Annotated in this window: 18 protein-coding genes and 3 pseudogenes; 12 read left to right on the forward strand and 9 right to left on the reverse strand. The window is 68.4% G+C overall.

Translation table 11 applies throughout. The features are described from left to right. The first annotated feature begins 485 nt into the window (after positions 1–485). Entirely contained in the window at positions 486–599 is a 114-nt protein-coding gene (locus ACZ67T_RS42660) for an Lsr2 family DNA-binding protein (RefSeq protein ID WP_469992004.1), read from the forward strand. 408 nt (positions 600–1,007) lie between these two features. On the opposite strand, the gene ACZ67T_RS42665 is transcribed toward ACZ67T_RS42660, so the two are convergent. Beyond that, positions 1,008–1,373: a peptidoglycan-binding domain-containing protein gene (locus ACZ67T_RS42665; protein WP_469992006.1), complete on the reverse strand. Its 366-nt coding sequence runs from the start codon at positions 1,371–1,373 to the stop codon at positions 1,008–1,010. A gap of 248 nt (positions 1,374–1,621) precedes the next feature. On the opposite strand from ACZ67T_RS42665, the gene ACZ67T_RS42670 reads away from it, so the two are divergent. Together ACZ67T_RS42670 and ACZ67T_RS42675 are read left to right on the forward strand one after the other, a co-directional pair. Then, the gene (locus ACZ67T_RS42670) at positions 1,622–1,891 is read left to right on the forward strand and encodes a hypothetical protein (RefSeq protein WP_469992008.1); all 270 of its coding nucleotides are present in this window, start codon (positions 1,622–1,624) and stop codon (positions 1,889–1,891) included. 422 nt (positions 1,892–2,313) lie between these two features. Beyond that, positions 2,314–3,318, forward strand: coding sequence for a hypothetical protein (locus ACZ67T_RS42675; protein WP_469992010.1), 1,005 nt, complete (start codon positions 2,314–2,316; stop codon positions 3,316–3,318). A 412-nt stretch (positions 3,319–3,730) separates the two neighbouring features. Here ACZ67T_RS42675 and ACZ67T_RS42680 read toward each other — a convergent pair whose 3' ends face one another. Further along, complete coding sequence (locus ACZ67T_RS42680) at positions 3,731–4,255, reverse strand: hypothetical protein (protein WP_469992011.1); 525 nt, start codon at positions 4,253–4,255, stop codon at positions 3,731–3,733. 190 nt (positions 4,256–4,445) lie between these two features. Continuing rightward, positions 4,446–4,592 (reverse strand): annotated as a pseudogene (locus ACZ67T_RS42685) (DUF397 domain-containing protein); the annotation flags it as partial. Between the two features lie 175 nt (positions 4,593–4,767). Here ACZ67T_RS42685 and ACZ67T_RS42690 point away from each other — a divergent pair. From ACZ67T_RS42690 to ACZ67T_RS42700, 3 genes and pseudogenes are all read left to right on the forward strand, one after another. After that, a pseudogene (locus ACZ67T_RS42690) lies at positions 4,768–4,935 on the forward strand (IS256 family transposase); the annotation flags it as partial. A gap of 436 nt (positions 4,936–5,371) precedes the next feature. Then, positions 5,372–6,118, forward strand: a complete 747-nt coding sequence (locus ACZ67T_RS42695; RefSeq protein ID WP_469992013.1) for a phosphotransferase family protein — start codon at positions 5,372–5,374, stop codon at positions 6,116–6,118. A gap of 474 nt (positions 6,119–6,592) precedes the next feature. Beyond that, a complete protein-coding gene (locus tag ACZ67T_RS42700) occupies positions 6,593–7,408 on the forward strand; it encodes an IclR family transcriptional regulator (protein ID WP_469992014.1) in 816 nt (271 codons plus the stop codon). A gap of 72 nt (positions 7,409–7,480) precedes the next feature. Here the strand turns inward: ACZ67T_RS42700 and ACZ67T_RS42705 are convergent, their stop codons facing one another. After that, on the reverse strand, positions 7,481–8,686 hold the full coding sequence (locus ACZ67T_RS42705; RefSeq protein ID WP_469992015.1) for a cytochrome P450: 1,206 nt from the start codon (positions 8,684–8,686) through the stop codon (positions 7,481–7,483). Positions 8,687–8,887: 201 nt separating this feature from the next. Between ACZ67T_RS42705 and ACZ67T_RS42710 the strand changes: the two genes are divergently transcribed. Next, complete coding sequence (locus tag ACZ67T_RS42710; protein ID WP_469992017.1) at positions 8,888–9,844, forward strand: PDR/VanB family oxidoreductase; 957 nt, start codon at positions 8,888–8,890, stop codon at positions 9,842–9,844. Positions 9,845–9,896: 52 nt separating this feature from the next. On the opposite strand, the gene ACZ67T_RS42715 is transcribed toward ACZ67T_RS42710, so the two are convergent. From ACZ67T_RS42715 to ACZ67T_RS42730, 4 genes are all read right to left on the reverse strand, one after another. Further along, positions 9,897–11,552 carry an HAL/PAL/TAL family ammonia-lyase gene (locus ACZ67T_RS42715; RefSeq protein ID WP_469992019.1) on the reverse strand — a complete coding sequence of 552 codons (1,656 nt, stop codon included), beginning with the start codon at positions 11,550–11,552 and terminating at the stop codon, positions 9,897–9,899. Then, positions 11,549–13,039, reverse strand: a complete 1,491-nt coding sequence (locus ACZ67T_RS42720) for a sodium:solute symporter family protein (RefSeq protein WP_469992021.1) — start codon at positions 13,037–13,039, stop codon at positions 11,549–11,551. The genes ACZ67T_RS42715 and ACZ67T_RS42720 overlap by 4 nt, the downstream gene beginning before the upstream one ends. Then, a complete protein-coding gene (locus ACZ67T_RS42725) occupies positions 13,036–13,335 on the reverse strand; it encodes a DUF3311 domain-containing protein (protein WP_469992022.1) in 300 nt (99 codons plus the stop codon). The genes ACZ67T_RS42720 and ACZ67T_RS42725 overlap by 4 nt, the downstream gene beginning before the upstream one ends. 624 nt (positions 13,336–13,959) lie before the next feature. After that, positions 13,960–14,610 carry an HAD family hydrolase gene (locus ACZ67T_RS42730; RefSeq protein ID WP_469992024.1) on the reverse strand — a complete coding sequence of 217 codons (651 nt, stop codon included), beginning with the start codon at positions 14,608–14,610 and terminating at the stop codon, positions 13,960–13,962. A 343-nt stretch (positions 14,611–14,953) separates the two neighbouring features. Here ACZ67T_RS42730 and ACZ67T_RS42735 point away from each other — a divergent pair, with 343 nt between their 5' ends. The 5 genes and pseudogenes from ACZ67T_RS42735 to ACZ67T_RS42755 all read left to right on the forward strand — a co-directional run bounded on the left by ACZ67T_RS42735 (position 14,954) and on the right by ACZ67T_RS42755 (position 21,251). Then, the gene (locus ACZ67T_RS42735; RefSeq protein ID WP_469992053.1) at positions 14,954–15,586 is read left to right on the forward strand and encodes an RNA polymerase sigma factor; all 633 of its coding nucleotides are present in this window, start codon (positions 14,954–14,956) and stop codon (positions 15,584–15,586) included. Beyond that, a complete protein-coding gene (locus ACZ67T_RS42740) occupies positions 15,583–16,623 on the forward strand; it encodes a CU044_5270 family protein (RefSeq protein ID WP_469992026.1) in 1,041 nt (346 codons plus the stop codon). Before ACZ67T_RS42735 ends, ACZ67T_RS42740 begins: the two co-directional genes overlap by 4 nt. A gap of 101 nt (positions 16,624–16,724) precedes the next feature. Then, positions 16,725–16,838 (forward strand): annotated as a pseudogene (locus ACZ67T_RS42745) (DUF6009 family protein); the annotation flags it as partial. Positions 16,839–17,334: 496 nt separating this feature from the next. Further along, positions 17,335–19,704 carry a SpoIIE family protein phosphatase gene (locus ACZ67T_RS42750; RefSeq protein WP_469992028.1) on the forward strand — a complete coding sequence of 790 codons (2,370 nt, stop codon included), beginning with the start codon at positions 17,335–17,337 and terminating at the stop codon, positions 19,702–19,704. A 323-nt stretch (positions 19,705–20,027) separates the two neighbouring features. Next, positions 20,028–21,251, forward strand: a complete 1,224-nt coding sequence (locus tag ACZ67T_RS42755) for an RNA-guided endonuclease InsQ/TnpB family protein (protein WP_469992030.1) — start codon at positions 20,028–20,030, stop codon at positions 21,249–21,251. A gap of 56 nt (positions 21,252–21,307) precedes the next feature. On the opposite strand, the gene ACZ67T_RS42760 is transcribed toward ACZ67T_RS42755, so the two are convergent. Next, entirely contained in the window at positions 21,308–22,156 is an 849-nt protein-coding gene (locus tag ACZ67T_RS42760) for a helix-turn-helix transcriptional regulator (protein WP_469992032.1), read from the reverse strand. Between the last annotated feature and the right edge of the window lie 114 nt (positions 22,157–22,270).

Genomic DNA, 22,270 nt, shown 5'->3' on the forward strand with positions numbered 1-22,270 from the left:
ACCGGCACCTGCACCACCTGCCACCGCCCCCTACCCAGAACACCCACCACCAGCCAGAACCCAAGAACCAGAGCAACCTAACGGAGTCCTACTAGCGGATGTCCGGGATGGGGTCAGTCGCAACCTGCCGAGTGGGACTACCACTCGTTCGGGGGCTTCGTAGGAATCGTGGATGCCCTGCATGGCGGCTTTGTCGTTCTCGGGCGCGGTGAAGCCGTACGCGACGTTGACGCCGGTGCCCGCCTGACGAGCTCGTGCATGCTTAGCGGTGGCCGTGGACCCTGACTGTCAACGAAGCCCGCGGACTGCAGGGGTTCACCTTCGACGGCTCGCTCACGGCCTTCCTCGTCGCCGTGCTCAGCGGCCGGCTGCACGTCCCGCTCTTCCCGGACAGCCCGCTCTCGCGAGGAGCTACGTTCACCCCCTCGCTGCCCGTCGGACCGAGCCAGAGCCCCGCCCGTGTCACCGCATGTGCCAGCAGTGGGATGGACTCCAACGCCATCCGTGCCTGGGCCCGTGATCACGGCTACGACGTGCATGAACGCGGGCGCATCCCAGCCGCGATCATCACAGCATGGCGGGAAGTCAACGGAGCCTGACCGAAGGCGCGCCGCTGAACCTGCCAGGACTGCACGTGCTTGCGGTCCAGACCCGCAGTGCTGGGTTAGGCGCGGCAGATTGGGGGGCCAGCAGTGCAGGTCAGGCGTTTGCCCCTACGGTGCGACGGTGTGGGGGCTGCCGGTTAGGCACGGCACCGAGCAAGCCGGTGGTTGAGGCATCGCCCCGAAGGGATCAGTAGCGTCGTCGGTGTACACGATGTGCGGGTGGTATTGATCGGCGGAACGTCGGACATCGGGCGTCGACCGTTGCCCATGCGGTGGCGGAGAAGCTCGAATTCGAGTGCCTGACCACTGATGGGCTGGCGCGGCACCCCGGGTGAAGGAACACGCTGCTACGAGTGCTGCGAGTTGCCGTCTCCCTCATGCGGGGCGGGGATAATCGGTTGTTCAGGCCGGGTAGGGGTCGTAGCAGTCCAGGGCCGGGTGGTAGAGCACTTGCCAGGTGCGGTCCTCGATGAAGCCGCTCGCCGGGAGACCGTGGCAGCGCTGAATCCACTCGATCTTCTTCTGCATGACCGAGTCAAAGACCCCGTCGAGGGCGAGCTTGGGCGGCTCGCCTCCCCACGTGTTGCTCAAGCACTGCGCCTGCTTTACCCCCACACCGGTGTCCCCGAACATAATCGTGGGCCGAGACGCCGACGAGAGGTAGGAGCACTGATGGGGGACGGCTGCGGCGACAGGTGGCACTGCCAGGCCTAGTGCTGCGGTTGTACACAGCGCCGCACCCAAAGTGGCCAGTCTGTGCTGTCTCATGCCGCTCCTTCCGGTCCGGCCGCTTGCTGGAGCAGCTCGGCGCCTGGGGGCAATGGATGGGCCCCATTATCCCCACAGTCAGCAACGCCTGCGAGTTGCGTCCGTTACGGCCGTGGCACCGGCGTCATGAGGCGGCCAGAGCGTCCGCTAGCTCGCGTACGCGGTGCGCCGGCTGTGGTGTTCGACGAGCGTGGCCGTCAGGGGTGGACCACCGGCATGGCCGCCGAGGGCTACGTGCAAGATCCTCCGTGGCTGCCGCCTCGGCCACCGCGAGCATCGTGGAACTCGCCGGAACCATCGGCGTCACCGTCTCCATCGAGATCGCCACCATCGCTGGGACCACCCTGGCCACTGCCGCGCTCGGCGGCATCGAGTCCGTCACCGTGGACCTCGCCGTCACCCAGCCCATCGCGATCGCAACCTGCGAGAGCAAGGGCCTCAGCCGGCGGACAGCGCTGCACGGGTCACCGCCTGGGCCGGCGGATTCCGCGAGGTCTTCGACGGTTCACTGCGCTTGAACGGTGCAGCCCTCGACCAGATGGGCAAGAGCCGCACCTGGAACCTGCCACGGAGCGAGGGTTCGAAGACTCCTGCACCTCCGGCCAAACCTGACGACTTCGAACTCGCTTCAGGCGACCCCGTTTACTCCAGCAAGAACACCACGATGGTCGGGTATGACACGTCCACCCTGAACAACCTCCAGCGCGTCCGCCGGCTCCCTGGAGTACACGACGTGGTAGTCCGGCGCCGACGCCGTACCCCCGGAAATCCCCCTCGGCCAGACAGTGGCAAATGAACTCGGCGTACCGGTTTGCGCGCCCACGGACAGGGCGGGTACCGGATCCACGCTTGGCCTCAACCAGACTCCTACGATCGACAGGAACGGCTACTGACGTGTCTTCCTGGCTGTGGTCGACTAGGCGCGGGTTCAACTGGAGTGATGATGATCAAGCAAGCCGGCTTCTACCGGGAACTCGACGGCCACGGCGAGGGAACGCACCCCGCCCCCTCCCTGCGCGACGCGGCCCGCAGCACGGGCGAGTGGGACGCGGACCGCATCCTCGGCTACATGGAGTCGAGTACCGAGATCTTCTCGGCCATGGGCGCGGAGCGCGACGTCATCGCGGACGACGTGTGGATCACCGGCGCCGGCTCCCTGATCACGGACGGCACCTGGATGTGGCCCGCCGAACTCGTCCACTACGTACGCCGACACCATGTCGCGCTGCCTGACGAGTTCGTGGCCCACATCCGGAACCAGAACTACATCAGCCCCGGCGTCGCCCACGAGCGGTCACGGGCGATTTTCGATGAGCGCTTCGGCAAGAACGCCTCCGCGGCAGCCACCGCACAAGGCAACTCCACGACCGATGGCTTCTTCACCTGGTACCAGCCATCGCTGACCACTGCCACCAGCCAGGTACTGCTCAACAGCCTGGAGATCAGCGGACTCTCAGCCGTCCATCCGCTCTCGGACGCCCTCTTCGGCTTTGGTGAGACACGCGAAGGGAAACGGGAACCACTTGTCGGTGGAACCGACATCTTGCTCGCTGCCTTGACCGACGAGCGGTATCGAGTCGTCGAGTTCGCATGCTGGATGGGCTACGACCAACACCTCGCCACAACAGTGGAACGCCTCGACGACGCCACCCAGAAGCTCACCTTCCAGCTCACGGAAATTCCCGAACCCGACCGAGAGGAAGCCGTCGCAGCCCTGGTCCGCACCCTCGACCAGGACCCGGAGAACTGCCTTGGATTCGTCATCGACCGCACCGGCACCACCAGCGAGCACGACTGGGACCGCGTATTGCTGGGCCCCGCAGACCCCGTGACAACCTGGCCCGACACTCTGGCAATCCTGTGCACACGCTTGCCCGCACACGCCGAACTTGCCGATACCGCCTCCACTGAATACGGCCCACTCGCCGTCTTTCACCACCCCTAATCCCTGGCCCCGCCCTTGCCCGCCATCAAGGGCAGGCGATCGGCCACAGCCCTCGCGTCCCCCGCTGCGCTGGGTTCTGCTGGCTTCCCAGGGACAGGTCCGCGAACCTCGCCCGACGGCATTGCTTTCCTTGCATGTGTCGGTGTCGGTGTCGAAGCCGGGCGGGCGGCCTCGGGCGCTGCGCCGCTGCAGACGCTGGTCGAGCTGTCCGGCGGGTTGCGGGATGACGGCACGGATGCTGCGTCGACGGAGGCGCCCGCGGCTAAAGCAGGAAGAGTGGATGCGATCCGCAAGGACAACCGCAGGGCAGGTACTTGGCCTCCCGAGCCCGCTTCGAGGGATTGATCGTGGGGCCTGTGGCTGGTCGAGGCAGGTAAGTGAGACTGCACGGAGCCGAGCTGAGCTATGGCTCTCAGCGTTCGAGCGACACACCGAGGTCGTGACGCATAGCGGTTCTCATGGTTCGAAGCAGGTTCCAGACCTCGTACTGGGCCTGGGCTACAGCCTCAATCGTTTCGCCTGGTTCGGGGGCACCGCGTTCGAGGCGCTTGACCTGGCCGTAGACCTTGTTCAGGGCTTGGTTGACGACGCTCGCTCGCATGAGTACTTCTTCGGGGGCGATCATCTGTGCTTCGGAGTATCGATCCCGGTGCGCGTTCTTCGCTTCGTCGAGTGCTTCGCTGTCGGCGTCCTCCACGCCGCGTTCCCGCATGACGTGCAGGTGGCGGCTGAGTGCGGTGGTGAACTGCCTGGCGTCTCGGTTGAGTTCCGCATAGCAGGTGCGTCGGAGTGAACGGTTCTCGCGGATCTCTTCATGGTCACGAATGAGCTCTATTTCCCGGCGCTTCGCTCGTTCGGAGCCGCGTTGGGTGAGTAGCGATCCTCCCAGGGTTCCTGCGACGCCGGCCACCGCGATGATCACTGAGCTGAGATCCACCGATGCACTCCGTGAATTTCTTCGGCCTCGTGCCCGCTGCACACGGCCCAGGCCGTCAAGTTTGCCGCCCCTCGGTGTACAAGGGCTTGGTGCCCTTCGTGTGGTGGCGGGGCACCCGCGGCGGTGGAGAGTGCCGGATCACGGCCTTGGACCGTTCTGCCGACGCCGGGGTCCCGCGGAGACGCCGGCGTCAGAGGCTGCCGGTGGACAGGCCCTCAATGAAGCTGACCCAGGCGCGGTTGGTGGTCATCGTCAGACCTATTTCGAGGTCCTTGGAGTCCCGCACGGCTACCCAGCCCTCGGGAGTACGCGCGATTTCCACGCGGGCGCCGTTTTCGCTGCTGGCGAAGGAAGGCGTTCCCGCTGGGGCTGTCTACGTAGCCGATGCGGGGGTCGGCTTGGCCGAACTCCATCAGGGAGAACGAGCGCCCCGGAGTCCCGGGTGTACGTCCTTGCCCGCCGGATACACCTGCACTGTGATGTTCGGCTGCGCTGATGGCTGCGCGAGTGCCGACCGCACCGCCCTGATCCGCCTGGTCGGCGCGGCCCTGGCCGAACAGAACGACGAATGGACCGAAGCCCGCCGCTACATGGGACTCGACCTGCTGGCCAAGGCCCGCCTCCACCCGATCGAGTCAGAAAACGACGAGACCGACCTGCCCACCGAACTCACCGCATAGCCTCAAAACGAGATCACCGAGTGGCCGTCGATACACCACTCCAGCGGACGTGACCCTATCGGGACATCTCGGTTTCGACGGCGTAGCGGCGTAGCGGCGTAGCGGCGTGCACGGCCAGCCATGACACCTCGGCAGCCCTGCGCCTTCGCCGCGGCGACCAGGGAGCCTGGGCGACACGGTAGTGGTAGTACGGGGTGCTGGAGAGCTGGGCGGGGATGGTGCGGCGGGCTGCGTGCTGGTCGGCTCCCACAGCGGCGCAGGACCACGCCGGCACCGTTATGACGCTTCTCGCCCGGGGCACCCTGGCAGGTGGGGCACTCGTGGTGGACAGACATCACGCCAGGGTCGCCACCATCAACTCCCGCATGGTCAGCCGCGTAATCGCACGCGATAAACCCGGCGACGTCGGCGATCATCCCCGGGATACTGGTCGCCCATGGATGAGGTCAAAGTCGTCGTTGCCCATTCCGAGCGCGCGACTCTGCGCGTCGGTGACGTGTTCTTGAAGGTGGACGCCGATCAGGCGCGCATCGACGTCGAGGTCGAGGCGATGTCATTGGCGCCGGTCCCGACCCCGGAAGTCCTGTGGCGTAAGCCGCCCGTGCTTGCGATCGCCGCACTTCCGGGTAGGACGCTTGGGCGCCTCGGCGGGCCGTCGACCGGGTCGCCGGCGGCGTGGGCCGCGGCGGGCGCCGCCATCCGGAAGCTGCACGAAGCGCCCCTGCCGCCCCTGCAAGGCCGGGCCGGCCGGAGCATCGTCGCGCTGGCGGCGGAACTCGAAGACGAGTGCGAGTTGCTCGTGACGAATGGTGTCCTGCCCGCTGACCTGGTCACCCGCAACCGCCAGGTCGCCGAGGCCGCGCTCCGGCCGTGGACTGCGGCGTTCACGCACGGCGACCTGCAGATCGCGCACGTCTTCGTCGACGGCGACGAGGTCACCGGCATCATCGACTGGTCCGAGGCGGGCCAAGGTGACGCCCTTTACGACCTCGCCACCTTCACCCTGGGACACGAGGAGCACCTCGACGACGTCATCGCCGGCTATGGCACCGACATCGACCTCGACGTGATCCACGCCTGGTGGTCGTTGCGAAGCCTGCTGGCAGTTCGCTGGCTGATCGAGCACGGCTTCGACCCCTTCGCGCCGGGCTGTGAGGTCGACGTGCTGAGATCCCGGATGTGAGGCTGCGCGGGCCTGATTGCTACGCATGGCGCTCTGACGCATGGAGCGGGCCATCGCCTGAGGCGATCGCCCGCCCTTACGCTCAACAAAGTGCGGTGCGCGGTCGTCGCCTGCAGATGTCGGTCCAGTCGAGGGTGACGTACGCGTGGTGGATGTCGTCGCGGATCTACCAAGTGTGATCGCCGGGGCCCCAAGGGACTTGGCGCGGATACGCGGAGCGTGCCCAGTCATTTTGGCCACTTCTGGCAGGCCCAGCGAACTCTCGGCGTGCTCGATGAGCTGCCGGTAGACGCGGCCAGCGCGGTGGCTGAGCCCTTGGGGTAGGTGTGGTGGCCCCGGTCGTAGGCCACCCCGCTGATCAGGGGCCGTCTCTCGCAGTGGACGGGGGCTCGTACGAACGCGTTCGCTGATCTACTCTGGCGGCGCCTCCGGCAGGGCACACCGACACGCGCACCGGTCCGAGAAGAGAAGACTTTGTCCAGGGCTGTCCCGCACGATTCCCACGAGACGCCGCCGGCCGCGCGCCCCGCGGCGTCCGGCGCGGGTGTGTCCTTCCAGCGTGGGCTGAGCGTACTCATCAGCGTCGCTGAGTCCGGGGAGACGCGCGTCGAACAGATCGCGGCCGACGCGGGGATTCCGGTGAGCACGGTGTACCGGTACCTGCGCACCCTGCGTGAGTTGGACCTGGTGGAGGAGCGTTCGGGCACCTATGCACCCGGCTGGCGGCTGCTGGAGCTGTCGGGCCAGCATCTGACGCACACCCGCCTCGTGGAGCTCGGGCATCCGTTGCTGCAGGAGCTGACGGACGCGACCGGTGAGACAGCGGTGTTGACCGTGCGGGTCGGATCGCAGGCGATGTGTCTGCGCCAGACCCAGTCACCGCACGAGATGCGCATGGCGTTCCGGATCAACCAGTTGCTGCCGCTGTACGCGGGTGCCGGTCAGCGCATCCTGCTGGCCCACGCGCCGCCCGCGGTGATCGATCGTGTGCTGGGCCGGCCGATGCGCGCCATCACGGACCGGACCCCCGACCGGGCTTGCCTGGCACGGGAGATGGAACACATCCGTAGCAGCGGCTTCCTGATCTCGCAGGGCGAGCTGAACGAGGGAGCGGTCGCCGTCGCGGTGCCGGTGACGGCGATGGGTGAGGTGGTGTGCGCGCTGACTGTGGCTGGTCCTGAACCGCGGTGCGGACAGGCCTGGCGGCGTCAGGCCCGCGCCCGGCTGAGGGCGGCGAGCGCTCGGCTGGCGGAGATCCTGGAGGGCGGGGCCACGCCTCAGACCGGCTGACCGGCATGGTCCTGTGCCGGTCAGCCGGTCTGCCGCTCAGCCGTCACATCGGGCGGGAGCGAGCCGGTCGCGTCACGCGGGAGTGATCCGCACCGGCAGGTGCTTCCAGCCGCGCAGCGTGTTGTGCAGGAACGGCACCGGTTCACCGGCCGGTTCCACCGTTTTGACCCGGCGGGCCAGTTCACTGATCAGGACGTCCAGCTCCAGACGCGAGATGGGCTGGCCCACGCACTGGTGGATGCCGAAGCCGAACGCCAGGTGCCCGGAGGCGTCCCGGTCGATGCGGTAGGTGTCGGCGTCGTCGCCGAAGCGACGCGGGTCTCGGTTGGCGGCCCCGGTGAACAGGGCGATCTTGGTGTCCTCGGGGAGATGGACGCCGTGGAAGTCGACCTCGCGCGCGGTGGTACGGAAGAAGGACTGGAACGGGGACTCGTGGCGCAGCGCCTCGTCCACGGCGAACCGGGTCAGCTTCGGGTCCGAGTGCAGCAGCGCCCACTGTGCCGGGTTGGCGGACAGGCACTTCATGGTGTTGCCGAGGGCAAGGACCGTGGTGTCGAGTCCCGCCGACAGCAGGGCGCGCACCAGGCGGGTCGCCTCGTCGCCGGTGATCACACCTTGGTCGGCGTACTCCCAGATCTTCGCGCCGAGCCCGTCGGGCGTCAGGTTCTTTCGGGCGCAGTTGTCCATGACCCACTCGGTGGTGTGCTCGCCCGCTGCGAAGTACGCGGCGTAGCGGGCGTCCTCGGGTCCGAAGGCGGAGAAGTTCATGGCTCCGTGCGGGAGCAGGTTCTCCGCGCGCCCCTCGCGGGGGATGCCGACGGCGTTGCCGAAGACCTCGATGGGGAACAGCTCCGCCATCTCGGTCACCGCGTCGAACTCGCGCTTGTCGAGGAGTTCGTCGACGAGTTGTTCGGCGTACGCATGGAACGCGGCGCGCAGCGTGCGGACGGTGCGCGGGGAGATGACGCCGGACATGGCGGTCCGCAGCGGCGTGTGCACCGGCGGGTCGGAGTCCAGGATGCCGGCCGGCTTCCACGGGGGTTCCTGGTGGTAGTTGCGTGGCCCGACGCCGGCGCCCGAGAGGAAAGTTTCGTGGTCGGTGAGGATCTGGCGGCACTGTTCGAACCGGGTGAAGGCGTGCACCTCGTAGCGCTCCAGCCATACCGCGGGCCCGGCGTCGCGCATCTGTGTGAAGAGCGGGTACGGGTCGGTGAGGTGGGCGTCGTCGTAGGGGTCCTCGGGGAGGGACGCGACGGGAGTGTCGGCCGGGGCGGACATCAGGCCTCCTTGGGTACGGCGGTGCGCGTGACGCGGCGGGTGGCGCAGGCACCGTAAGCCGGTGGGCGGCGGACCGGACACGGGCGTTATCACCTGCTGAGAACCGCTGTTGCTGCCGTGCGGCCGGTCTTTGACGATGCGGCTGAGCACGGGACGTTGCGTCGTCGGACGGACCGGCCAGGACGAGATGGAGGAAGCAGCATGCCTGTCCAGGACTACCTGACCGTGACCGTGAAGGAGACGCGCTCCGAGGCGGCGGGTGTCCGTTCTCTGGTGCTGGCCGCGCGCCAGGGACGGTCGCTGCCGGCGTGGACGCCCGGAGCCCACATCGACGTCGTCCTGTCCCGGGACCTGGTCCGGCAGTACTCCCTGTGCTCCGCGCCCGAAGAGGCCGGCTGGCGCATCGCGGTGCTGCGAGAGAGCGAGGGCCGGGGTGGATCGGCGTATCTGCACGACCGTGTCCGGGAGGGCGACACCCTGCTGGTGAGCGCGCCCCGCAATGCGTTCGCGCTGGACCTGGACGCGCCACGGCTGCGGTTCGTGGCCGGCGGCATTGGCATCACCCCGATCCTGCCGATGCTCGCCGCAGCCGAACACAAGGGTGTCGACTGGCAGTTGCTGTATCTGGGGCGCAGCGCGCAGACCATGGCGTTCACCGCCGAACTCGCCCGGTACGGCGACCGGGTGCGCGTGCACCGCGACGACGAGTCGGGCGTCGCGGACCTCGTCGCGGAGCTGGACGGCATGGGCGCGGCGCAGGCCCATGTGTACGCGTGCGGTCCGGCCGGACTGCTCTCGGCGGTCGAGGCGTACGCCGCCGCCCACCCGCAGACGCGGCTGACGCTCGAGCGCTTCGCCGCCGACCCGCAGGCCCCTGGACGAAGGCAGGAGGACCGGCCGTTCACGGTGGAGACCGCCGACGGACGGCAGATCGCGGTGGAGGCCGGGCAGTCCATCGTCGACGCCCTGTCACAGGCCGGGGTGCGGACACTCACCTCGTGCCGCGAAGGCGTGTGCGGGACATGCGAGACAAGGGTGCTCGGCGGCGTCCCCGACCACCGCGACCAGCTGCTGAGCGAGGAGGAGCGGGCCGCGGGCGACGTCATGATGATCTGCGTCTCGCGCTGCCAGGGGGACCGTCTGGTCCTCGACGTGTGAGCAACGGGAGTTGCCCGGGCGCTCGTCGCTGCCCGGGCAACTCCCGTACAGATCAACGCATCTGAGTGGCCTGGTCCGCCGCCTGCACCACCGCCCCGGAGCGGACGAGGTCAAGGGCGGCGTGCACCCGCGGGTACAGGACGACGTCGCGGGTGAGGTGGTCGATGGGGCGGCCGTCGGTGGCCGGCGTCGCGCGCAGTACGTCGACGGCGGCGCGGGTCGCCGGGGCGAGGGCCTCGGCATCCCGGCCCTGCTCGGCCAGACGCAGCTCCAGGGCCTGAGCGGCCATCAACAACTCGGTGGCGACGACGGCTTCGATGTTCGCGACGACCTGGCGGGCGTGGCGGCCCGCGTTGGACGCCATGGAGACGTGGTCCTCCTGGTTGGAACAGGTGGGGATGGAGTCGACGCTGTCGGGGTGCGCGAGGGTCTTGCAGTCGGAGACCAGGGCGGCGGCCAGGTACTGGGGCAGCATGTAGCCGCAGTCCATGCCGACCTTCTCGCCGTCGATGAGCATGTCCGGCAGGCCGCGGTTCAGGGTGCCGTCGTTGAGGCGGAAGAGCCGTCGTTCGGCGATGGAGCCGATCTCCGTGACGCAGATGGCCAGGAAGTCGGAGGCGAACGCCAGGTACTGGGCGTGGAAGTTGCCGCCGGAGACCGCCTTGAGAGAACGCGGAAGGCCAGGGACGATCAGGGGGTTGTCGGTGGCGGCGTTGAGTTCGGTCTCGACGATGCCGCGGACGAAGGTAAGGGTGTCGCGCACCGGACCGAGAACCTGAGGGACACAGCGCAGCGAGTACGCGTCCTGCGGGGGCTGGCGGACAGGGTCGGTGTCGGCGGCGCCGTCGATGAAGGCGCTGCCCTGGAGGAGTTCGCGCAGCCGGGCCGCGGTGGCGATCTGCCCGACGTGGCCGCGAGCCTCGTGCAGCTGCGGCAAGAACGCGTCCCCGAAGCCGAGCAGGGCCTCGATACTCATCGCGGCCGTCACTTCGGCGGTGGCCAGCAGGTTGTGGGCGTCGGCGGCGGCGAGGGCACACAGCGCGGTGGAGTACGACGTGCCGTTGGTGAGGGCGAGGCCTTCCTTGGCACCGAGGGCGAACCGGTCGATGCCCGCGGCCGCCATCGCGGCGCGCCCGCTGAGCAGGTTTCCCTCGAAGTGGGCCAGGCCGCTGTCCTCCTCCGGGTCGGTGTCCGCGTCGGGCCGGCTGAGGACCAGGGCGAGGTGGGCGAGCGGGATGAGGTCTCCGCTGGCGCCGAGCGAACCGTACTCGGGGATCGCCGGGTGGACACCGCAGTTGAGCATGGCCAGCAGGGTGCGCACGACATCGGGGCGGACGCCGGAGTAGCCGCGGACCAGGCTGGAGGCCCGGATCAGCATCGTGGCCCGGACGACGTCCTCACCGCAGTGCCGGCCCACACCGCAGGCGTTGGAGGTGATAAGGCGCCGCGACAGCTCGACGGCGTCCTCGGCGGTCTCGAACGCCTGACGTCCGGCGAGCGAGCCGAAACCGGTGTTGACGCTGTAGACGGGCCGGGCCTGACGCCCCTCGGCCATGTCGGCGGTGAGGTCGTGGATCCATGCGGCGCTCGGCGCCATGGCTTTCTCCGCCGCCGCGCCGAGTTCTACGGGCCGGTGCCGGCGGGCGACGTCGACAAGGTCGTCGAGGGTGAGCGGGTGGTCGCCGAGTACCAGGGGTTCGGTGGTCATGAAGTGGCTCCTTCCGGGACGGGGACGGTGGCCGGACGGGCGTCGTCCCGGGCTCCGGCACGGTGGCGGGTGGCGACGCTGACGGCGGCAAGTACCACGATGTTGGCGACCATGGCGACGACACCCACGTCGAGGTCCTGCATGGGCTGGGGCGCCCAGGGCAGCAGGCTCGCCGTGCTCGCGTCGGTGAGCGTCGTCCAGCTGACGATGGCGACGCCGGTGCACACACCGGCCCAGGCACCGGCGGTGGTGACCGGGTTGCGCCGCCACATGGAGGCGACGAGGACGGGGAACAGTTGGACGACGAACCCGTACGCCATGATCAGCAGCATGGCGATGGCCTCGCCCCCGCGGAAGGTGAGCACGGCGGCGACGAGCGCGAGGAACGGCACCAGGACCCGGCTGAGCCGCCCGACGGTCCGCTCGCTCGTGGCGGGGCGGGCCGCCTGGTAGATGTTCTTCGCGATCAGCATCGCGGCGGACTGCAGCAGCATCGCGCCGGGGACCAGTGCGGCGAGCATGCCGGCGACCCCGACGAGGCCGACCAGCCACGGCGGGAGCGCGTCCTTCGCGAGCGAGAGCAGCGCGAGGTCCCCGTCCTCCAGGCCCGGCACCTTGAGCAGCGCGGTGAACCCGATGACGAGGACCATGACCAGGACGATCTGATAGGCGGGGGTGATCACTGCGTTGCGGCGCAGCGCCTTGGCGCTGCGGGCGGCCAGGATGCCGGGCATCATGTGCGGCCACGTACAGATGCCGAGGGCGAACAGCAGGCTGGTGGAGATGTACCACCAGACGCTGTACCCGTGGTCCGGGAGCGTCAGGAAGTGCGGGTGGGCGGCGGAAAGGGCCTGGAACATGTCACCGAGCCCGCCGTAGTAGTGGATCGGCAGATACAGGCCGAGCCCCACCACGAGGACCAGCATCAACGTGTCCTTGATGATCGCGTTCCAGGCGGTGCCGCGCAGCCCCGACACGGTGACGTACACGGCGATGACGGCGACACCGATCCACACGGCCGCACCCTGCGAGATCCGCCCGTACGAACACTCGTGGACGATGATGCCGAGCCCCTTGAGCTGCAGCACCAGGTACGGCACGAGAGACACCACACCGACGACGGCGGTGAGCACACCGAAGCCGCGTGAGCGGTACTTGCGGGCATACAGGTCGGGGGCGGTGAGCAGCTTGTGGCGGCGGGCGTACGCCCAGATCGGCGGTGCCAGCCAGTAGAAGACGACGTAGCAGATCGACGAGAACATGTAGATCATCGGCCCGCCCATCGAGTAGGCGCCACCACTGCCACCGAGGAAGGTGTACGTGGTGAAGTTCTCGCCGGCGGCGAGGAGGAACACGAGCAGACTGCCGAGTCCACGCCCGCCGACGGACCACTGTTCGAGGTCCATGGTGCGGCCGCGCCGGGCGAGCAGCCCGAGCACCAGGACGAGGACGAATGCGCTGCCGAGGACGGCGAGGGCGACGTTCACCGGGCGACTCCTTCGGCGGTGCGGTCGGTCGTGCCGGAGGCCGCGTCGCCGACGGGCCCACCGAGTTCGTCGAGTTCGTCGAGTTCATCGGGTTCATCGGGTTCGTCGGGTCCGCGGTTCGCGGGGTCGAGCCAGTAGACGACCGCCATGACCACGGTGGTGAGCACCACCCACAGGGCGGCCCAGAACACCACCATCGGCAGACCCAGGACATAGGGCCGCTCGGTGTTGACGACAATCAACGACCCGGCGACCGGGACTGCGCTGAGCAGATAGAGGATCCAGCGGCGTGACACGAAAAGTGCTCCCTTCCGGACGGACGGGCCATGGGTGGGACCCCGCCGGCGGGAAAAGCCTCAGGTCACCGGGCGGGCGCGCGGGCAATGCTTGCCCCGTGTCCGGATCTTGGCAATGCCGATTCTCACTGCGCAGGAACGGCCTCCACGAGGCCCCTTCACGCGGGACTGTCGAGGCAAAGACACTCCCCGGCAGTGCCCCTGACGGAAGTGACCGGCTGGATGACCCACGAATCCGGCCAAGACGCCCTCGCCGAGCGGCACTTCGGCCGAGCCCGTCCGCCAGCCCGCGCAGCGGGTGATCTACCCCCGCCGGCCGCCCACGTCGTCGCGAGCACCGGCCGCCACCTCGCCTCCAGACCGACGACGCCACCCGCACCATCGTGGTGGCGTGACGTGCCGGCGGCGCCCAGAGAGGGACTCGCATCCGTCATGTCCCGCGTCAACACCTGGCCGTGGCGACGCTTTTGACTTCCCCACGACGAACTCGGTGGCGAGCTCGACTCGGTGGGCGTCGGGTTGTTCGCCCCGCACCTGCCGCAGAACGGCGCGGAGGGCCGTGCGACTGCCGTCCCCGCACAGAAGTCAGCCTGATCGGACCGGAGTTCGGCAGGCGGCGGTGCCTTATCCCCGATTCCGCACGGCGTGATTGATCGCGGAGGCGACGTCTTTGGCGATATGGGTCGGCTGGAAGGAATCCTGGGACCAGGGCCGGCCATCCGTCACCCACACACTGGGAAGCCCGAGCGCCTCGGCGCCGGCGATGTCAGCATGCGGTGAATCCCCGATGACCCACGCGCCGGACAGAGACATGCTGACGGCATCTGCTGCCGCGTGGAAAATTTCCGGATCGGGCTTCCTGCGACCGATGGTCTCGGAGACCACCCAGCCCTGGACGAGTTGGTCGAGCCCGGTGTTACGGATCTTCGCTTCCTGCTGGACGGTGCGGCCGTTGGTGACGATCGCACAGGTCCATCCGTCGGCCTGGGCCTTCGTCAGCGCCTCGCGGGCGGAGCGCGCCAGCACGACGTGGTCGGCAAGGCCATTGTCGAGAAGGGCACGTATAGCGGCGGTTGACACCGCGTTGCCATAGCGGTCGCTGATGGCTGCGGCGACTTCGTGCCGCGGGGTATAGCCGCTGGCGTCAAGGGTCGCCACCCACGTGAGGTCAGAGCCGGGCAGGCCGTGCTCGGCCAGAAAGTCAGCGACAGCTGCGCGGAAGGCCGCATCGCGGTCGACCAGGGTGTTGTCGAGGTCCAGCAACAGCAACGGCATGATCAGCGGTAGACCATCCGAACATTCCCGAGCCTGTCGATCGGCCTACGTCGTCCCGTCGTTCCGTCGTTCCGTCGTTCCGTCGTCCATGGTGATGTCGACCGCGCTCTCGCGGCGGTCGTCGGGAGCCCGGAATCAGCCGGGGGATCGTCGGCAGGTGGATCGCGCGGGCACTGCCCGCCAGGCACCTGCACTTCACACCGGTCGCAGCACTGCTGGCGCCGCCCCCTGTCTGGCCTTGCACTCGTGACGTACGTACGGTGTCGCACGAGCATGGCGCAGGTCACAGGAACTCCGCCGGGGCGGCGGAGAGGTAGTGACTGTGAGGGACTCAGAGAACGATCTGCGCAGACGCGTACGGGCCGGTGAGCGCGACGCGTTCGCCGAGCTGTACGAACAGTGCGCCGGCCCCGTCCACCAGCACGCCCTGTGGCTGACCGGCGACTGGGCGAGCGCCGAGGACATCATGTCGGAGACGTTCCTGACCGCATGGCGGTCACGCGAACGGCTGCACGAGGACGGGGGATCCCTGCGTCCCTGGCTCCTCGGCATCGCCACGCACAAGGCGGAGAACACGCGGCGCGGACTCCGTCGCCGCCTCGCGTTCCTGGCCCGCCAGCGGCAGCCGTCCGTCGTCCCCGACTTCGCCCCCGAGGTCGCCGGGCGCATCGACGACGCGCGCCGCCTGGCAGCGGTGCAGGACGCTCTGGACCGGCTGAGGCGCCACGAACGGGAAGTGCTGACGCTGTGCGTGTGGTCGGGGCTCGACTACCGGCAGGCCGCCGAGGCGCTCGACATCCCCGTCGGCACCGTGCGCTCGCGCCTGTCGCGGGCCCGCGCCAAGCTCGCCCGGTTCGCCGACGAGCCGCAGACGAGCGAAATGAAGCAGCGGAATGTGGAACCGCGAACGGTTCGCGGAGAGATCACTGGCGAAGCCGCACTCGCGGCCCTGCCCGTGCGGGAGGAGACGGCATGAACGAGAAGGAGAACGTCTACGACGACGTCGAGGAGATCGCCCGGCTGCTGCCGGCCCCGGCCCGTTCACCCCTCCCGCGCGCGCAACACCTCCGTCACAAGGAACAACTGATGCAGCGCATCGACCGCGACAACCAGGTCGCCCCCGGATCGCCCAACTCCCGCCTCCGCAGCTCCCGTTCGCGCCTGCTGCGCCCCGTCTTCCTGGTGCCGGTCACGGCGCTCGCCCTCGGCGGCATACTCACCGCGGGCATCGTCCTCGCGACAGGCGACGACACCCCGCCCGCGAGCACGGCCACCCGCACCACGCACCCCGCGGCCGTCCTCCTCGACCAGATCTCCGCCGCAGCGGGCAAGGGAGAGACCCTGAAGGTGCACGACGACCAATTCGCGTACACCCGAGAGAAGACCCTCGGGGCCGATCTGACCAGCGGCAAGGCAGTGGTCGGCCCGCTTCAGGAGACCGAGACGTGGCTCGCGCAGGAGCCAGGACCGCTGCACAAGCTCGGCGTCACCAGGACCGACGGCGAGACGCTCCCCATCAACGCCCAACTCGGCGACACCAAGGGCACCCCGGCAGGCATCAGCCGCCCCACCTACCACTGGCTGGCGTCACTGCCCACCGACCCCGACAAGCTGCTCACGTACCTGTACACCAAGGCGCCCAAGTCCGAGTGGCAAGAACGCGACCAGGCAATCTTCGACTGCATCGGCTCGCTGCTCGGCGGGGTCATGCCGCCCGACACGGCCGCAGCGCTCTACCGTGCCGCAGCCAGGATCCCCGGCGTTACCAAGATCCCCGACGCACACGACGTGACAGGTCGGCACGGTGTCGGCATCGCCCGTACCGACACCACCTTCCACGCCCGCACCGAGTGGACCTTCGACCGGCAGGACCTCACGTTCCTCGGCGCCCGCAGCTACCTCGTCCAGGACACCTCGTACGGGAAGAAAGGAACGCTCCTGTCCGCTACGGCGGTGCTCGGGCACGCGGTCGTGGACAAGGCGGGCCAGGTTCCGGATCGGGAACGCGTGTGAAGGGCAGGTCAGCGGAGGGGTTGATCGGGACAGGACGCCTGCGCCTCGGGTCTCGGTGATCAGAAAGCGAGATGAACCGACTGACCCGAAACGGATCCGTTGCCGTCGACCCGCGCACCCTTGCGGCGGGGACCAAGGGCTACAAGACCGAACGCTCCGAAGGCGATCCGCCCTCCACCGCGCTGCGGGAGCTGGGCATGAGGCTTCCTCCATGAGCGAGGAACACTGCGGGTGGTGCGCATCCTTCATCGGGTGACGGTCCCGACCGGTTCGCCGGCCGGGACCGTCACCCTGGGTGCAATTCCATGCACGTGGGTGACTGCCGCCGCGCGTCATGGCGCAGACAGGTCCGTCGCCGCAGCAGCCCAGCAGTGGCGCGCCCCGGGCCGGCGTCAAGAGGCCCCGCACGTGATGGGGATCTTCCACACGGCCGGGGCCGCCTGTCACCCCAGCCGGTGAGCGCGGCCACCGAGCTCGCTGACGCATTAACTCTGTGGTCACCAGGCGCAACCCGCCGCAGTTCAAGACGGACGCGACTGCGCTGTACCCCTCGCGCTCAGGACCAATGATCAGGGCCGTTCCGGCTTCACCGCCCCAGCATTCTCCGCCCCCCGATGCGACAATATTTGCGTAGGTCGTGCCCGTGGATGGGATGACGCTATGGGCTTCAGGAGTGAAGCGGGCAGCAGAGATCCGCGCAAACCATTCGACATGGCAAGCGCGGCCTTGCTGATGGTGGACAGGCACGGCGTCATCGTGGCCTGGAACCAGGCCGCTCAGAATCTCCTCGGGTACGCCCCGGCCGACGCACTGGGGCAGTCCGTGACCACCCTGCTCGTCGACGAGAGTGATGTGCCTGCTGCGCAGTCATGGCTGCTGGGGGCGGAGAACGGCTGGGAAGGCTTCCTCGCAGCTCTCCACCGCGAGGGGCACTCCGTACATCTCGCGGTGCGTGCATGGCGGCTTCACGCGCTCGGTGAGCATCGCGAGTGGCTCGTCGCTTTGCGGGACGCCGCTGAGCTGCGAGAAGACGAGTGGCGTGAGGATGTCGCGTACAGCCTGCTGCAGCATTCCCCGCTCGGCGTCGCCGTGCTTGACCGGGACCTGCGGTACCAGTGGGTGAACCCTGCGATGGCCCACCTGGACGAGGAGGTGAGTGGCGCCGCCACCAGTCCGGCCGCCGGCGCGGAACCATCGCCGATCGTTGCACGCCAGGCCAAGCAGGTACTGAAGTCAGGGCAGGCACCGGTGACTCTGGAGAACATAGCGCCCGTCCGGGTGTCCGGCCGGGAAGACGGCGGTCACGTCAGGCTTCGCTCGTCCTTTCCCTTGAGCGGCGCAGACGGCAACCTGCTCGGGGTCTGTCACGCCGTCCTCGACTTCAAGGGCCAGGATCCGGCGCGCGAACGGCTGACCCTGCTCAACAGGGCCAGTGAGCACATCGGCACCACGCTGGACCTGGACCGTACGGTGCACGAACTTGCCGAGGTCGTGGTGCCCTACGTCGCGGACTTCGTCACCATCGACCTGCTCGAAAGTGTCCATACGCCGATGGACCTCACACCGAGATCCGCCGAGTGCTCTGACACCCTGTGCCGAATTGCCCACCTCTCGATCCAGGAAGATCTCCCCGAAGTTGCTGTCGAGATCGGCGCAACGCCCACCTACCCCACGGACTCGCCCCAACGACGCTCCCTGGCCACGGGACAGCCAACCCTCGAGGCAGTCAGCCCGTCGACGCCCTGGCTCAGGAAAGACCCACTGCGCTGGACAAAACTGACCCGGCTCGGCGTGCACACACAGCTGGTCGTGCCGGTACGGGCACGCGGCATCACTATGGGCGTCATCACCCTGCTGCGCTGGAGGAATCCCCACCCGTTCGACCAGGACGACCTCCTCCTCGTCGAAGACCTCGTGGGCCGAGCCGCCGTGTGCGTCGACAACGCCAGGCGCTACACACGCCAGCAGCAGGCAGCACTGACCTTGCAACAGAGCCTGCTGCCGCAGGACCTGCCCGATCTCAGCGCCGTCGAAGCCGCGTACCGATACCTGCCGGCTGACGCCGAAGTGGGCGTCGGCGGCGACTGGTTCGACGTCATTCCACTCTCGGGCGCCCGAGTAGCCCTCGTCGTGGGCGATGTCGTCGGACACGGCATCCACGCCGCGGCCAGCATGGCACGCCTCCGGGCCGCCGTTCAGACCCTCGCAGACCTCGACCTCCCCCCGGACGAACTCCTGACCAAAGTCGACGACCTCGTGGTGCGCCTCTCCGACGAGGCGGAAGCCACATCCCACGGGCCCGTCGTCATCGGCGCCAGCTGCGTCTATGCCGTCTACGACCCGATCGCCCGCACCGTCACCATGGCCCGAGCCGGACACCCCACCCCCGCGATCGCCCACCTCGACGCGCCAGTCGAGTTCCCCGACGTCCCCGCAGGGCCACCCCTGGGGCTGGGTGGCTTGCCCTTCGAGTCGGCAGAGATCCCGGTCGAGGAGGGAAGCATCATCGCGCTGTACACCGACGGCCTGATCGAAGCGAGCGACCGCGACATCGACGTCGGATTCGAGCGCCTGTTCTTCGCCCTGGCCCACCCCGACCGACCCTTGGACGAGATCTGCGACACCATGGTCAGAATCCTGCTGCCCGACCGTCCCTCTGACGACGTCGCCTTCCTCATCGCACGCACCCACGCACTGAGTTCCGACTCCGTTGCCGCTTGGGACGTGCCCGCCGAGCCGTCCGCCGTCCACGAGGCGCGGGAGAGGACCGTCAGTCAACTGAAAGTCTGGGGCGTACAAGAGGCCGCTTTCACCACCGAGCTGATCGTCAGTGAGCTCGTCACCAACGCCATCAGGCACGCCTCCGGCCCCATCAGACTGCGCCTCATCCGCGAACACACTCTGATCTGTGAGGTCTCGGACACCAGCAGCACGTCTCCACACCTGCGACGTGCTTCGAGCACGGAGGAGGGCGGCCGCGGTCTGTTCCTGGTCGCGGGGATGGCCCAACGCTGGGGGACCCGCTACACAGCCGACGGCAAGACGATTTGGGCCGAACAGCCGCTGCCCGCCGCTGTCTGAAAGCCAGGAAAGCCACGATGCGGCTCAGGACACCTTGGGCATGCGCCTGTTCCACAGCCACGGCAGCCACCACAGCCACCGCGGCGCCCTCGGCGCCCGCTCGTCCCGGACGGCGAAGTGCGCGTCATGCTCACGGTCCGCCTCAACCAACTGGTCGTCCCTCCCAAGCGTCCCGCCAGTGCCACACAGACCAGTCTTCTCTGGTTGCGACGCGGAGCGTCGCGGTGGCGTTCCGGCGGAGCCGGACTCTGCTTCGTGACGGTGATGGATCGCTCGTATGTTCCCGGTGACGACGTGGGTTCGACTTGCCTAGTGTGATCGTCATGCAGCTCCGGTACGCCTTCAGGTTGTACCCCGACGCCGCTCAGCAGGCCACGCTGGCCCGGGCGTTCGGGTGTGCCCGTGTCGTGTTCAACGACGCGGTCCGCGCCCGGGAAGACGCCCGTAAGGCCGGACGGCCGTTCCCGACGGCCGGTGAGCTGTCCACGCGCCTGATCACCGAAGCCAAGCGGGCAGACGAGCGGTCCTGGCTGGGTGAGGTCTCCGCCGTGGTGCTCCAGCAGTCACTGCGGGACGCCGAAAAGGCGTACCGCAACTTCTTCGCCTCCCTCAAGGGCACACGCAAGGGACCGAGGATCGGCCCTCCGCGGTTCAAGTCCCGCAAGGACACGCAGCAGTCGATCCGGTTCACCGCGAATGCCCGTTGGGGCATCACCGGCAGCGGCCGTCTGAACCTGCCGAAGATCGGTGCGGTGAAGGTGAAGTGGTCCCGCACGCTGCCCGCCACCCCTACCTCGGTCACCGTCGTCCAGGACGCGGCCGGGCGGTACTTCGCCTCCTTCGTCGTCGATACCGACCCCGCCGCCGACCAGGCGCGGATGCCCGCAACCGAGGGCACCATCGGCATCGACCTCGGCCTCACCCACTTCGCGGTCCTGTCCGACGGCACGAAAATCGACTCCCCACGGTTCCTGCGCCGCGCGGAGAAGAAACTGAAGAAGGCCCAACGCGAGCTGTCCCGCAAACAGAAAGGAAGCAAGAACCGGGCCAAGGACCGCCTGCGGGTCGCCCGCGCCCACGCCAAGGTCACCGACGCACGCCGCGAGTTCCACCACCAGCTCTCCACGCGACTGATCTGCGAGAACCAAGGGATCGCCGTGGAAGACCTGTCGGTGGCAGGACTGGCGCGCACCAAACTGGCCAAGTCCGTCCACGACGCCGGCTGGTCATCGTTTATCACCATGCTGGCGTACAAGGCGGAGCGGTACGGTCGGACGCTGGTCAAGATCGGCCGGTTCGAACCGACCTCCCAGACCTGCTCCACCTGCGGCGTGAAGGATGGACCCAAACCCCTCAACGTCCGGGAGTGGACCTGTACCGCCTGCGGTACGGTCCACGACCGGGACACCAACGCCGCGATCAATGTGAAGACGGCCGCCGGACTGGCGGTATCGGCCTGCGGAGCGCCGGTAAGACCAGAATCCGTTCTGGCACAGCGCGAAGAACCAGGAAGCCACGGATTCCCGACCGAACCTTGTGCCGCGTAGCGGCACAGCAACGATCGAGAAGGCCAGAATCCTCGGGCTTCAGCCCGAGGAGCAAGTCAATCGGGCTGACATAGCCGGGAGAACGCCGTGGTGTGCGGGGACGCGGCGGCGAGCGTGTAGGTGACGATGGTCAGGCCTGGGTCGGCGGGGACCTCCAAGGCGTCGTAGTCGAGATCGAGGTCGCCGACGCTCTGGTGGTGGAAGCGCTGCCGGCCGCTGCGGTAGTACTCGACATCGTGGGCGTCCCAGCGGACCGTGAACTCTGGGCTTCTGGTGGCGAGTTCGTCGATGAGGCCGGCGAGCTCGGTGTCAGCGGGTGTGCGTGCGGCTTCGGTGCGCAGGCTACCGACGGCGTCGTGGGCGATGCGTTCCCAGTCGCGGTAGAAGCGGCGGGCGCGCGGGTCACAGAAGACGAAGCGCGCCAGATTGGGCGGTTGCTCGGTGGTGTCGAGCGCTTCGGCGTACAAGGCGCGGGCGAGGGCGTTGGTAGCCAGGACGTCGAGGTGTGCGTTGCGGACGAAGGCGGCTGCCCCGGTCATGGCGTCCAGGACCTGTTGCAGGCTGGCGCGCACGTGAGAGGCGCCGCCGTCGCGGCCGCCGGTGTGGTGGGGGGTGTTGGCGGCTCGTACGAGGGCGGCGAGGTGGGCGCGTTCGACCTCGTCCAGGCGCAGGGCGGTGGCGAGGCTGTTGAGGATGTCCTCGGAGACGCCGCCGACGTGTCCGCGCTCGAGGCGGGTGTAGTACTCGACGCTGATCGAGGCGAGCTGGGCGACTTCCGAACGGCGTAGCCCGGAGACCTGGCGGCGTCCGCCGAAGTCGGGCAGACCGGCCGCTTGTGGGGTCAGGCGGGCGCGACGGCTGGTGAGGAAGTTGCGGATGTCCTCGCGGACGGTGTCGTACGGCACGCCTCAAAGGTAGGCGCCGACGACGTGCGAGGGGCAGTGCCAGTACCCCTCCTGACAAGGACTCCCAGGTCAGAGGCAGCGCATGGTTCCGTGGATGAGTCGCCGGCCGGCAGA

This window comes from Streptomyces sp. NPDC107517, assembly GCF_055582645.1.